This window comes from Colwellia psychrerythraea, from assembly GCF_000764185.1.
GTDB classification, from domain to species: Bacteria; Pseudomonadota; Gammaproteobacteria; order Enterobacterales; family Alteromonadaceae; genus Colwellia; species Colwellia psychrerythraea_B.
Genome location: NZ_JQEC01000051.1, coordinates 56884 through 70839 on the forward strand (window position 1 = coordinate 56884; position 13956 = coordinate 70839).

At 38.8% G+C, this 13956-nt stretch carries 12 protein-coding genes; 2 read left to right on the top strand and 10 right to left on the bottom strand.

Features of this window, described 5'->3' with window-relative positions:
- Positions 1–208 precede the first annotated feature (208 nt).
- The 3 genes from GAB14E_RS05210 to ubiU form a co-directional block, all read right to left on the bottom strand.
- On the bottom strand, positions 209–1360 hold the full coding sequence (locus tag GAB14E_RS05210) for a cupin domain-containing protein (protein WP_033083656.1): 1152 nt from the start codon (positions 1358–1360) through the stop codon (positions 209–211).
- 48 nt (positions 1361–1408) lie between these two features.
- The gene (locus tag GAB14E_RS05205; protein ID WP_033083657.1) at positions 1409–2290 is read right to left on the bottom strand and encodes a U32 family peptidase; all 882 of its coding nucleotides are present in this window, start codon (positions 2288–2290) and stop codon (positions 1409–1411) included.
- A 233-nt stretch (positions 2291–2523) separates the two neighbouring features.
- Positions 2524–3519: a ubiquinone anaerobic biosynthesis protein UbiU gene (gene ubiU, locus GAB14E_RS05200; protein ID WP_033083658.1), complete on the bottom strand. Its 996-nt coding sequence runs from the start codon at positions 3517–3519 to the stop codon at positions 2524–2526.
- A gap of 165 nt (positions 3520–3684) precedes the next feature.
- Between ubiU and ubiT the strand changes: the two genes are divergently transcribed.
- Complete coding sequence (ubiT, locus tag GAB14E_RS05195; protein ID WP_231562086.1) at positions 3685–4278, top strand: ubiquinone anaerobic biosynthesis accessory factor UbiT; 594 nt, start codon at positions 3685–3687, stop codon at positions 4276–4278.
- Positions 4279–4656: 378 nt separating this feature from the next.
- Here ubiT and kdsB read toward each other — a convergent pair whose 3' ends face one another.
- The 5 genes from kdsB to GAB14E_RS05170 form a co-directional block, all read right to left on the bottom strand.
- A complete protein-coding gene (gene kdsB, locus GAB14E_RS05190) occupies positions 4657–5466 on the bottom strand; it encodes a 3-deoxy-manno-octulosonate cytidylyltransferase (protein ID WP_033083739.1) in 810 nt (269 codons plus the stop codon).
- 47 nt (positions 5467–5513) lie between these two features.
- Positions 5514–5711: a Trm112 family protein gene (locus tag GAB14E_RS05185; RefSeq protein ID WP_033083659.1), complete on the bottom strand. Its 198-nt coding sequence runs from the start codon at positions 5709–5711 to the stop codon at positions 5514–5516.
- A 33-nt stretch (positions 5712–5744) separates the two neighbouring features.
- A complete protein-coding gene (lpxK, locus tag GAB14E_RS05180; protein ID WP_033083660.1) occupies positions 5745–6758 on the bottom strand; it encodes a tetraacyldisaccharide 4'-kinase in 1014 nt (337 codons plus the stop codon).
- A gap of 12 nt (positions 6759–6770) precedes the next feature.
- The gene (gene msbA / locus GAB14E_RS05175; RefSeq protein WP_033083661.1) at positions 6771–8582 is read right to left on the bottom strand and encodes a lipid A export permease/ATP-binding protein MsbA; all 1812 of its coding nucleotides are present in this window, start codon (positions 8580–8582) and stop codon (positions 6771–6773) included.
- Between the two features lie 248 nt (positions 8583–8830).
- Complete coding sequence (locus tag GAB14E_RS05170) at positions 8831–11398, bottom strand: DNA internalization-related competence protein ComEC/Rec2 (protein WP_033083662.1); 2568 nt, start codon at positions 11396–11398, stop codon at positions 8831–8833.
- Positions 11399–11562: 164 nt separating this feature from the next.
- On the opposite strand from GAB14E_RS05170, the gene GAB14E_RS05165 reads away from it, so the two are divergent.
- Positions 11563–12072 (top strand): DUF2062 domain-containing protein, encoded by a 510-nt coding sequence (locus GAB14E_RS05165; protein WP_033083663.1) that lies wholly within the window; start codon positions 11563–11565, stop codon positions 12070–12072.
- 141 nt (positions 12073–12213) lie between these two features.
- Here GAB14E_RS05165 and ruvB read toward each other — a convergent pair whose 3' ends face one another.
- Both ruvB and ruvA read right to left on the bottom strand, forming a co-directional pair.
- On the bottom strand, positions 12214–13224 hold the full coding sequence (ruvB, locus tag GAB14E_RS05160) for a Holliday junction branch migration DNA helicase RuvB (RefSeq protein WP_033083664.1): 1011 nt from the start codon (positions 13222–13224) through the stop codon (positions 12214–12216).
- A gap of 26 nt (positions 13225–13250) precedes the next feature.
- Positions 13251–13889 carry a Holliday junction branch migration protein RuvA gene (ruvA, locus tag GAB14E_RS05155; protein WP_033083665.1) on the bottom strand — a complete coding sequence of 213 codons (639 nt, stop codon included), beginning with the start codon at positions 13887–13889 and terminating at the stop codon, positions 13251–13253.
- Positions 13890–13956: the final 67 nt, after the last annotated feature.

A 13956-nucleotide genomic window follows, 5' to 3' on the forward strand; every position in this document is an offset into this window, starting at 1 on the left:
ACAAGCAATAACTAATCTCATTTTGTTTTAATCAAACAAGAAAAATCACCTTTAACTTTACTATGACCAATAACTGTAAAGTATTATTCGTATACAATAAAGCGCTAAAAGTGACTATGTCGATGCTCACTTTTAGCAACAATAACCGCAGTGATAGTTAACTAGGCCGAATAAGCAAGCTAGCTTAGTTGCTATTAGTTACTATTAGTTACTCGGCTTCAGCTAAATACCAATAACCTTGATTTAATAGCTCAGTTGCTAATTCAACAAAGGCGGCATTATGGCTCCACGCGCTAAGATCGTCAGGTTTTAACATCACTTTGTCACAAAGTAATTTTACCCCATTAGCGATATCGTTTGAAAAAGCCAACTCCGTGCCATTGATATAACACAGACCTTGTTCAATGGTATCTTCAAAATAGAAGGCTCGTAAACCACCTAAACGTTTAATCGCATGACTGTTTAGCAAGTTACTGACTTCAGTTAGCTCAAACGGTTCATCAGGCAATAAAGTATCAAGATCATGTTTTGCCGCCGTTAAAAACTGACCGGTAAAGGTTTTAAAGCTCGCCTCATCATCAAGTAAGCGCTGAATTTGGTTTTTAATACTGGCGTAATCCTCATTAGTCACTTCACCGCTGTGGCTAACAACCTGTCTATTAGCATCCGTTAATAACTTATTGCCTTTTTCATTATCGATTAAATGATCAGCAAAAGCGCTAAGTACGCTTACCGCTGAATTAGCGCGAAAACCAACCGAAAAGCTCATTGAGGTATCAAGGGAAATACCTTCATGGGGAAACCCTGGGGGAATATACAAGATATCACCAGTTTCGAGTTCTACATCAATGATAGCCTCAAATGGCTCGACATGTAGTAACGCCTCATGCGCAGCAAACTCTATGTGCTGACCGTTATCGCCAACGCGCCAATGACGCTTACCTGAGCCTTGGCAAATAAAGGTATCATAGTTATCCATATGAGGACCGACGCTACCGCCAGGCATAGCAAAACTTGCCATTAAATCATCTAAGCGCCAATGAGGAAGAAAGCGAAATGCTTCAATGATTTCTGCTGCTTCTTCAGAGAAGTTATCAAGGGCTTGCACCACAAGCGACCAGTCTTGCGTGCCTAAGTGTTCATAGCTTTCAAATGGGCCGAACGCCGCTTGCCATTGGCCATCTGTTTTATGAACCAACCGCGACTCTATTTGTTCTTCCATAGCAAGACCTGCTAATTCATCAGCAGCAATTGGATCGACAAAGTCTTTAAAACCTTGGCGAATTACTACCGGTTTTTTCTGCCAATATTCATCGAGGAATTCTTGCTGGGTCATTTGCTTCAAGTTTAGGGTATACATAGTGCTCTCATTCTTCTCAAGTTGCGTTAGCTATCGCTAATAATCGTATTAAGCCACGGACATGCCGGCAATTTTATGCCAAAAGCCATTACATTCAGCAACGCCATCAAGCTCTTTTCTCAAAGGGTTAAGGAGTTGCGCTCTAAAGTTATCAAGCTGAATAAAGGCTGTGGTGCTATCGGCACTAATTCGGGCAATATCAACTCCCATTTCATCAAGGGCTGGCATTTCATTAATAAGATTATACTGGTAACCCGACATAGTTTGAATACCATTAAGCACAAAAACTTGTTCACCTTCACGACTATTCATCTGGCGACCTTGTGGATATTTAATACAGCTGTATTCACAATCATCTTTTGCCTTGTCTTCAGAGCGAGCAGTAAAGCAACGGGCAGAATAGGCTAACGGCAGATATCCCCAAGAAAAGACTTCACATTCAAATTTCTGGCGAATACCGGCATCAATGGCCTGCTGCAAAATTATTTTGAGCCAATCACCACTCAGCTCTACCGGCATTAACCAACGGCTCATGCCTTGTTTGAGTAAAAATTTAAGGGTAGATAAGTTGTAGCAATTAATAGCTGGTCCGGCGACAAAAGGCATTTTTAACTCATGCATTATTTGCACAGCACTTAAATCATTAGCTTCCACCAGAAACTCACCGTTATCACATAAACGTTTTAATACCTTAATTTCAGCTGGTGATTCTAACAAAGTCATTGTTGAAACAACTACTTGTTTATTGGTGTCTTGGGCGACTTCTTGCGCCAAACTAAGCCAATCTTTGGCTCTAAGTTCGCGTCTTTTGGAACATACGGTTTCACCTAAGTAAATAATATCAGCGCTTGAGTCTTTCGCATGTTGATAGAAGTCTGTCACTTCATTTTTTGGCCAGAAAAACATACTTGGCCCTAAAGAGAATTTCATAATGTTTCCTAAATTTTCTAACTTCATGACTATCATCAGTATTATCGTTATTCACCTTTAAGTTGTATCTTTCAATTTAAAGGAAAAAGCACGGAGTTGACGTTAGTCATTACTCCGTACATCCTGTACTTCGCCTTGCAGGCCATCCTTCGGGTGTTCAAATTATCTCCCGAAGAATTTGTGAGTACTGATGAGAAATAAATTGCACGATACAACGGCAAGGTAATTGACAATTATTGCCACTTGCGATGATAAGCACCCAGTGTGGTTTGTGAGCCTTCAGATAAATTGGCAAGTGTATTCATCCAAGCTCCTTCAACAGCAAAGTTATTAGGCTGCTGTTGGTATCTATCAAGTGCCATTCGCCAAGTTTTCGTCACTTGCTCAACGTAGGCAGGACTACGTTGGCGACCTTCAATTTTAACCGACACTATGCCCATTTTAATCAGTTCAGGTATTAGCCCTAAGGTATTAAGGCTTGTTGGCTCTTCAAGGGCATGATAAACGTTATTCTCGACTTCAAAGCGACCTTTACAAAGGGTTGGGTAACCAGCATTTTCATCTTTTTGATAACGGTCAATGAGCACTCCATTTAAGCGCGACTCTAGACCTTTATCAGTTTCTTGCCAGCGTACATATTTAGCAGGTGAACAGGCACCCACTGTATTAGGAGATTCGCCGGTCATATAAGATGATAAGTAACAACGCCCTTCTGCCATTATACATAAGCTACCAAAAGCAAAAACCTCTAAAGGTACTGGGCTGCTCTTAGCTAGCTGACGAACTTGTTGCACCGACAATACTCTTGGTAATACCACCCGAGATACATCAAAATTGTTTTTAAAGAACTTTATCGCTTCAATATTAGTCGTTGAAGCCTGTACGGAAACATGACGTTCAACATCTGGGTATTTTGTTGCGGCGTAATCTAGCACACCTAAGTCAGCAATAATTAAGGCATCCGTACCTATAGCAACTGCGTTATCAACCGCTTTGTTCCACCGCTGTTCAGCACCTGCATGGGCAAAAGTATTGATGGCAATATGCAATTTTTTACTTCGCTGATGTACATAATCGGCAGCTTTTGCCAATTTGCCATCATTAAAATTAAGCCCGGCAAAGTGTCGTGCATTGGTATCATCTTTTAAACCTATATAAACCGCATCGGCGCCATTATCTATGGCTGTTTTCAGTGCTGGTAAATTACCAGCAGGACAAAGTAGTTCCATAACCACTCCTGAACATTTTTGTAATATTATTTGACAGCAGTGTATGCTGTTAACCAATCTAATTTATTGATGTATATTAAAGAAAACTTGATCTGCAATATTAATATATTTTGATGCCTTGTTATAATGTTCTGCATTCATCAAGCAGTATCAGAGTAATTAATCATGCTCAAAATCCCAACGCTATTAGCCACAACGAAAAATATAACCTCTTCATTGTCACGGATTGAGCAAAAGTTACCTTCAAGCTTTAAGAATAACCTAATCAAACTGATGCCCAAAATATTACGTCCAAGTTTACGTTTTGTGCCGTTTAGCGCACAAAAGTCTCTGCTAATCCCTGCATTACATTCTATTTATAATGAAGCAATAGAAGATGGCTATTTCGAATTTTTGCAAGGAAAATGGCTGAAGATATCTATTATCGACCTAGAGTTAGATTGGTGGTTAAGCTTTGATCAGGACCAATTAATTATGGCTGCACCTGATGACAATATCGCTGAAGATGTCAGCTTTAGCGCAAATGGTGATGATTTAATTTTGATTGCGGGTCGTAAACAAGACCCAGACACCTTATTTTTTCAACGTCGTTTGAAAATGGAGGGTGATACCGAATTAGGTTTAGAAGTGAAAAACTTGATTGATGCTATCGATATTGAGCAACTACCAAGCTCAGTACACAGTTTGGTTGATTTTAGTGCTAACTTTTTACAAAACACTCGCGATGAGTTAACCAAACAATCATACCAAGTTGATTAAGTTCTTTCCCGCTCAGCGAGAATTTAAAAGGCTTAGAGGCAAGGCATTGATGCAGAGAATGGTTATTCAGGAGAATAAGCTCCTGTATTCTCTAAGAAGCTAGATCCCTGTAGCGTCCTTATCAAAAATAACGCTGCATGCAAGCCTTTTCTTTTTATTAGGTACTCGCCCTGGGAGCTTTCTCGGTATCCACTAACATCGTTAAATTAATTTGATTTAGAATGACTTAACCTAAACATAAAATTTGTCATCTTCGAAGTGTCTAGTCGAAGATCCAGTATTGGCACAGTAATCAGTAATAGATTCCTGACAAGATACTTCGGGAATGACAGTCTTGAACTTGAAGTCACTTTCTCGCTAGTGTTTACTTATAAAGTATTAACTTAAACTAGCGGCATACGCCCTAGCTTTGGCTAAATCATCTGGGGTATCAACCCCCTCAACAGGCACATGGCTATTAGCTACCGCAACATGAATTCTCTCGCCTTGATATAAAACTCTTAATTGTTCAAGGGCCTCAACTTGCTCTAGTTCACTCGTTGGCCAATTAACATAATCTTTAATAAAACCGGCACGATACGCATAAATACCTACATGTCTTAAATAGAAATCACCAATAGCCTTAATGTTTTCTTCTGTACTCGCCTTAGCCGTTAAAAATCGTTCTCGATCATACGGGATAGTCGCACGAGAAAAATACAAAGCATAACCATCTTTATCAAGTATAACTTTAACGGCATTAGGGTTAAATGCTTCATCAACAGAGCTGATATTAATAGCCAAGGTCGACATACGGGCTTTATTTCGGCTTTGTTGCTGATTAGCTAAATTATTAGCCACTTGAGCAATATTCTCAGGGGGAATAAAAGGCTCATCACCTTGCACATTAACTATAATTTCATCATCACTAAATTGATATTGCTTCATGACTTCAGCGAGACGCTCTGTACCCGATTGATGATCAGCCCGAGTTTTACAAACTTCAGCGCCAAAGCTATTAACCACGGCGGCAACTTCATCATTGTCAGTCGCAACAATAACTTTGCGCGCACCACTTAGTTGCGCCTTTTCAACAACCCATTGGATCATCGGCTTGCCATTGATATCGGCCAAAACTTTACCGGGTAAACGCGATGATTGATATCTTGCTGGAATGACAACAATGAAGTCAGACGCTTCAGTTGCCATCTTATTTACAGCTTGGTTTTTCACCTGGGTATCGCTGACAGACATAACTAGCTACCTTGCTCAGTTGACTGGCTTGTTGTGATTTCACGCGCTTCACCTTCAAGTAACACTGGAATATCTTTTTCAATACGATAAGCTAGACGATCAAAATGACAAATAAGCTCTTTCGCTGTTTTATCGTAATCTAACTTCCCCTTACATACTGGGCAGGCAAGGATTTCCATTAATTTTGTATCAAAAGCCATAATCATTTCTCATTTTTATTTATGAACGCCACGTTAAATTGCGGCTTTAATTTTATCTTGTAGTACTTGTTGGTCTGTTTGACTAAACGTTGCATCAACAGGTAAGTACCACCAATTAGACTTACAAAAGTCTCGGCACTTCACCGCATCTTTTTCTGTCATTAATAACGGCATATTATCATCAAATTTTTTGAAGTCAGCAAGGGTAAAACTATGATGGTCAACAAAACTTTGTTGCTTCTCTATTACAAAGTTATAGTTTGTTAAGGTATCAAAAAATCGTTGTGGTGCGCCAATACCGGCAATAGCATTTACACAGGCATGAGACTCAATAAAATCAAATAAGGCAATACGATCTCCTGTTTGTAAATTACAAAGTTCTGTCGGAGCTAGTGTCATATCTATAGATTGAAAAGAGTGATTAGTGCTATCTGAAACTTTACCATTATAAATGACTAAGTCACCTGTAGCTAAACGCCACTGTCCTTCTCGAAGCGGGCCAGCAGGTAATAATAAACCATTACCAAATAAACGTTTACCGTCAACAATAATCAATTCTACTTGGCGCTGTAAACGATAATGCTGCAAACCATCATCGCTGATAATAATATCGCAACCATGTTTTATCAGTAACTCGGCGCTAGCAATGCGATCACTGCCAACAGCAACAGGTACCTGACAGCGTTGTTGAATAAGTATTGGTTCATCACCCGCCTCTACAGCGGTTGAGTTTGAATCGACTAAATAAGGGTAGTGTGGTGCCTGACCGCCATAACCACGAGAAATAACTCCAGGTGTTAATCCCAAAGAGCGGGTCAACTCAATAAGGTAAATAACAACAGGAGTTTTACCATTACCGCCAACACCTATATTGCCAACAACGATAACAGGTTTGCTTAATAGCCCCGATTTGGCGACACCTAATTTATAACTGAGGCGCCTTAGTGAACTGATTAACCAAAATAACAGTGACAGAGGTAATAAAAGTGGTACTAATAAACACTTGGCTGGGTGGCTATTAAACCACACCTTTTCGATTAAGCGCATAACAAGCTTACCTTACTCAAACTGAAAGCTATGCAATTGTGCATAAGCCCCCTGTTTTGCCAGCAAACTTTTGTGGTTACCTTGCTCCACAATCTTACCCTGGTCCATAACAATAATTTTATCGGCATTTTCAATGGTCGATAAACGATGAGCAATAACAATGGAGGTGCGATTTTGTTGTAATGTTTGTAGTGCATCTTGGATATGACGTTCAGATTCTGTATCTAAAGCACTGGTCGCTTCATCTAAAATTAAAAATGGTGTATCGCATAATAAAGCGCGAGCGATAGCAACACGTTGCCTTTGTCCACCGGAGAGTAAAGCACCATTTTCACCTATATTGGTTTCAAGGCCATGGCTCATCTGCTCAGCGAACTCCATTACATGAGCACTCTTTGCTGCGGCAATAATTTCAGTTTCAGTTGCCTCAGGTTTACCGTAGGCGATGTTATTGGCCAAAGTATCATTAAAAAGCACAACTTGTTGAGAAACATAAGAAAACTGTTTACGTAAATCCTTTAATTTAAACTGCTCTATATTAGTATCATCAATTAATATTTCGCCACTAGAGGTATCGTAGAAGCGTAATAATAATGAGCTAGCGGTTGATTTACCACTGCCAGAACGACCTACTAAAGCTAGGGTTTCACCTGGAGACAACTCAAAACATAGATCACTTAAAGCAAGTTTACTCTGCTGTTTACCATCACTATCTTCTTCTGTATCGATAGCGTCATAGGAAAAATCAACATGATTAAAAGACAAAGTACCAGAGGCTTTATCTAATGACTGCTCACCGGTATCCTTTTCTTTTTCATGATCGAGAATCGAAAATATACTGACACAAGCCGCCATACCCTGCTGAAATTCAGCATTAACATTAGTCAGCATTTTTAACGGTCTAAGCAGCATGGTCATATAAGCTATAACACTAGTAAAGGTACCAGGAGTTATACTTTCACTTAAAGTGTCAGAAGTTATAGCATAAAAAACAAAGGCTAAAGCAAAAGAAGCAATCACCTGAATGATAGGCACACTGGCTGATTTAGTCGCCATCATTTTCATCCGTTGTTGACGGTTATGTTTATTGATTTTGGCAAAACGGGAAAATTCTCGCTGTTGTCCACCAAAGGTTAATACAACTTTATGAGCATTAAAGGTTTGCTCCGCCGCGGTGGTAACTTCCCCCATTGCCCCTTGAATATTTTTACTGACTTTACGAAAGCGCTTAGAGACCACACTAACAATAACAGCAATAGCAGGGGTAATAAGTAAGAATATTAATGATAATTGCCAGCTCATATAAAACATCAAGCCCAATAAACCAAGTACAAAGGCGCTTTGCTGAACAATTGTTAAGATAGATTTACTAACAGAATTCAATACTTGCTCGGTATCAAACGTTATTTTAGAGATAAGCGCGCCCGTTGATTGCTGATCATGAAAAGCCACCGGCATAGCCATAATGTGTTCAAATAGTTTTTGCCTTAAATCAGAAACAACATTATTGCCCACCCAAGCAAGACAGTAATTAGCAATAAAATGAGCTATTCCGCGCACAATAAAAGCGCAGACAATAAATAAAGGAGCCCATTTCATAAAGTTATCATTTTCACCAGCAAGACCATCATCGATCAAAGGCTGTAGTTTCGATAAAAAATAAACATCTATTGAGGCATAACCGAGCATGCCTATTATCGCGGCAATAAAACCTAACTTATAGGGTTTCGCGTAGCTAACAAGGCGCTTAAAGTTTTGCCACGCCGTTGCTTGGCTTGAATCAGAGGAAGAGATTACCGCTGATTTTTCTGAAGATGATGCCATTTGTTATGATTACTCGAGTATTTAAATTGGCTTAGAGAAATTGATAAAACATCAGTAATAGTTACGTTTATCAGCTTTCATTAATGAAAGTAGTATTTTACCGTGAATTGATGCGACAACCAACAAAAACTACAAACAGAACAACAACAAAGTTGTAAGCAGCAGTATGGCCAGATAAAGAGCTCTTTATAGACTAGTGCTAAAGACATGGGTTAAGTACAATAGCCCACTAACTTGGACTAACTACATTAGTGACTAAACCAAAATGGTCGCAAGTCTTCTACATAATTTTTTTTGCTTATACCACCTTCATCAAAAGTGATAATAACTTGTCCCAACTCAGCACTATTTAACAATGTTATGTTGGCCTTAGCATAACGTTGCCTGACAGTTGTTACCGGCATGTACCAGCGATTTAAAAAACCAGCACTGACCAGTGCAATTTTAGGTGATAATTGACGAAGAAATGCCTGGCTCGATGAAGTTTTAGAGCCATGATGAGGCACTTGTAATACATCGATGACAAGTTCAGGATAACGTATTAATAATTGCTGCTCTACTTTAGCGGAAATATCACCCGTTAACAGTAATCGCTTACCTTTTGAATCGGTAATTAAAATAACACAAGAATCATCATTTTTTTGTTTACCTTTATTAGCTAACACTTCAAGATCAATAGGAGCTAATGGCCATAAGGTCTCAAATGTTAGTCCTTGCCAAGAAAAACTATAATTTGTATTACAAGCAGTTAGTAATGTATTTTTATCGATAATATTGACAATGCTGTCATCATTGCTGATGACTTCAGCTATCACTAAGTTATTAGCCAATTTTTGTATGCCGCCAGCATGATCATTATCACTGTGACTCAGAATCACTTTATCAAGTTCATTTATTCCTAGGTATTGCAAGTAAGGTAATATAACTGCCTCACTCATGGTAAAACCACTAGGATATGCAGCACCCGTATCATAAAGCATAGCGTGATTGTTACGTTTAACGAGTACTGACAAGCCCTGCCCTACATCAAAGAAAATGGCTTGCCAAGGGCTAAATGTATGCTTTTTATCAAAATCAAAAAGCTGTTTTAACTCTTCATTTTTACCAAGAGATTTAGACGGTGCCAGAAAATACTGGCTCAGAGGAATATTATAAGTAAAACCTAAAGCTATTACACTGGCAAGTAAGGTAAAAACAATTTTTTTAGTATTATTAGAGCCAAACCCAGGTGCAAGGTAAAGAATATAAAAAGCTAAAGCGCCAAAAATAACAATCAAGTTTTGCTGTATTAATGACAGTGAAACAATCGCGTAAGTTCGCTCGCTAAGTAATTCAAGGTAAAACCAAAGCCAAGTTAATGATTGCAAAGATAGCATCATAAACCATTGTGATAGTTGCTCATTTAATGGCATAAATAGCATTGAAATAAGGGCTATTGGTATACTAAATAGGCTCATCCATGGTACGGCAACTATATTTGCCACTAAACTAACCAGCGACAGCTGTTGGAAAAATATTGCGCTAATAGGCATTAGCATCACTGTCAGTGTGATTTGAATAATAAAAAGGCTTTTAAAAAATCGCCAAAGTGACGAGCCCTTATTCAGCCAAGCGTTAAAACGCCACAAGGTTACAAAAATTATAGCTACCGCATAAAAAGATAACCAAAAGCTTGCCGTTAATAAACTAAACGGGCTAAATATCAACAGAATAAATATCGTTACCAACATTAACCTTTTAGCCGACAGTTTTATGCCAACGATACGACTAAACCAATATAAATTTAACATCACCAACGCTCGCTGTGTTGGTAACGAAAAACCGGCTAAGTAAGCGTATAACGTCGCTAATAACACACTAACGATAATAGCAATATAACGACTATTAAGGCACTGCCAGTGAGGGTTACTCAAAGGTAGGTATTGAAAAAACAACATTGTTATAAAATAGGCGCTAGCGGCGAGTAGGCCTACGTGTAAGCCTGATATTGCGATAAGGTGACCAGTACCTGTTGCTTGCAGTACTTGCCAGTGCTCGGGTTTAAGCAAACTACGATCGCCAAACACTAACGCTAATAACACAGGAGTTAACTTATTGTTTGGTGTTAGGTATTGATATTGCTCAAACAACTTTTGTCTTATGCTGGCTTCACTTCGGAGTAATTTATTTTTACTGATTATTTTTTGGTCTTGCAAGGCAAATTCTACCGACTTTATTGTACTTTTATTATTTTTATTTTTGCTCTTTCTAGGATTAATGACATAGCCAGTCGCGGAGATATTATGTGCCTTAAGCCAACTGAGATAATTAAAGCCGCCAAGATTAGCTAAACCATGGGCTGGTTTGAGTTTAACGTTAAGAGTAAGCCTTTGACCTTGAGATAGCTCAAAACTGGCTTTTTTCCAACTTAACCTGATAACAATTGGTAAGCTGAGCTGCTGTTTATTTAACTTATTAACAATAAAATTAAACCGCTTGGTTGTTTTTGGTGTTTTCTCTGCTGCATTTCGCGGTTGTTTTTTATCTAAAAGTGCATTGCCTTTAACTTGTAAACTCAGTACTTGGCCTTCAACAACAATTGCTTGCTTATTATGCATTTGTTCAATTAACTGTTCGGGTAACTGATGATAAAGGTGAGCTTGAGTTAAAATCCAAAAAGCGCCAAAGCATAATCCAGCGCTATAACGTAGTTTTTTATGGTAATAAAAGCTAATTGCTAGACAAAGAAGTAAAAATAGCTGAAAAACCGCTGGTACTTCCGGTAAAAATAGGGACAATATAGCACCAAGAAAAAATGTCAGTAACCACCAATCCATAGTGATATAAAATCCTTATATGTTTGCGGTTAAATCTTGATGTTAGAATTTTGCTGACATAACCGATTACTATACCTAGTAAGTTACTAAGTGTAGTAAATCTGTGTCATAGACGAAAAATAATTTACCACACAAACTTTTTATCAAGGGACTTGTAGAAGTATATGCCCAAAAAAATAATTAAACGCATGATGCCAGATCATCAAACGGTAAAAGAGAATAAGTATCTGAAGATTTTTGGAAACTTATTACATAATGCCAACCTTTGGCACATGAATCGTCACTCTGTCGCTAAAGCCTTTGCTGTTGGTCTTTTCTTTGCTTTTATTCCTGTTCCATTTCAAATGGTACTAGCTGCGGGTTTAGCCATTATAGTACACGCGAATCTTCCCCTTGCTATTGCACTAGTTTGGATAACCAATCCGCTGACTATGCCATTTATTTTTTATGCCTGTTATTTAGTGGGTACTTGGATTTTAGCCGTACCTGAGCAAGACTTTGCTTTTCAGGCGAGTTGGCAATGGGTTTTAGATAGCTTATCAACCATAGGACCAGCTTTTCTAGTTGGCTGTGGTGTGCTGGCCGTTGGCTTTTCTATATTTGGTTATTTTGCCATACAAGCGTTATGGCGTTATCAAACCATCAAAGCATGGAAGTCTCGTCCGCACCGCTAAATCCCTACTTTCTAAATACAAATGCCAGCTAAATGCTGGCATTTTAATTAGATGATTATAAAAGTTACACCGCAAGGGCAGTCTCGGTGGTAGATTGCTGTATTCAGTGTTTTTTCATTTTATGTAGTTTAAGACTTTCAACTACTCAGTTGTTTCTTTAGTGATACCAAAGTGCTGATACGCTCTATCAGTGGCGATACGCCCGCGAGGTGTACGTTGCAAAAAACCTTGTTGAATTAAAAAAGGCTCAAGCACATCTTCAATAGTTTCTCGCTCTTCACCAATTGCGGCGGCAACATTATCTAAACCGACAGGTCCGCCCATAAATTTATCAATTATAGCGTGTAATAACTTTCTATCCATAATGTCGAAGCCTTCACTATCCACTTCTAACATATCTAGAGCAGCAGAAGCGGTTTGCTGATTAACGATGCCATGAGATTTCACATCGGCATAATCACGTACTCTTCGTAATAAACGATTAGCAATACGAGGCGTGCCACGAGCGCGGCGTGCCACTTCAAATGCACCCTCTTCATCTATGGTCAAATTCAAAAAGTGGGCTGAGCGACTAACAATCGTTGATAAATCAGTAACATTATAAAATTCAAGTCGCTGCACAATACCAAAACGGTCACGCAGTGGCGAAGTTAATGCCCCTGCCCTTGTGGTCGCGCCTATAAGAGTAAATGCCGGTAAGTCTAATTTTATAGAGCGCGCGGCAGGCCCTTCACCAATCATGATATCTAATTGGTAGTCTTCCATTGCCGGGTATAATATTTCTTCAACAACAGGACTTAAGCGATGAATTTCATCAATAAAAAGAATATCATTTTCTTCTAAATTGGTTAGCAATGCGGCTAAATCACCTGCTTTTTCTAATACCGGACCAGAGGTAGTACGAATATTAACGCCCATTTCGTTAGCGACAATATTCGCTAAGGTAGTTTTACCTAAACCAGGCGGACCAAAGATAAGTAAATGATCTAATGGCTCGCCACGGTTTTTAGCGGCAGGAATAAAAATTTCCATTTGTGCTTTAACATGCTGTTGACCGGTATAATCTTGCAGCATTTTAGGGCGAATAGCGCGATCGACGCCTTCATCTTCTACCGATGCTATGGGTTCAATTAAGCGATCTGCTTCAATCATGGTTTAAATTTCCTATTCTGCGCTGTTTACAACATTGATTTTAACGCATCGCGAATAATATCTTCACTGGACATGCCACGATTATATACGGATTTAACCGCTTTATCTGCTTGTACTTGTTTATAACCAAGAGATAGCAAAGCATTAATAGCATCACCTTTATTATCATTGATAAAGGTAGTGTCTTGACTCAGCTCTGCAGACAGCTGCTCTGGCATTACACCATCATTACTGACCAACTGTACAGGCGGTTGCGACTGCCAATCTTTTAACCGATCACGCATTTCAATAAGTAAACGTTCTGCGGTTTTTTTACCGACACCGGGAATTTTTACAATAGCGGTAATATCATCATGACGAACACAACTAACAAATTGATCAGCAGACATATTAGATAAAATGGCTAAGGCTAATTTTGGACCTACGCCATTAACTTTTATCAATAAACGAAATAACTTACGTTCTACTTTGTTGGCAAAACCATAAAGTAATTGGGCATCTTCACGTACGACAAAGTGAGTATAGATAATCGCCTGTTGCTCAAGTTCAGGTAAGGCATAAATGCTAGTCATCGGCATGGTAACTTCATACCCAACACCCGCACATTCAATTAATATTTCAGGAGAATTTTTTTCGACAAGTATGCCACGTAAACGACCAATCACATCAAGTACCAAGAGCTATTATTAATGATCCAGATATTACCACTATATATTTATACAGTAAAGAGAG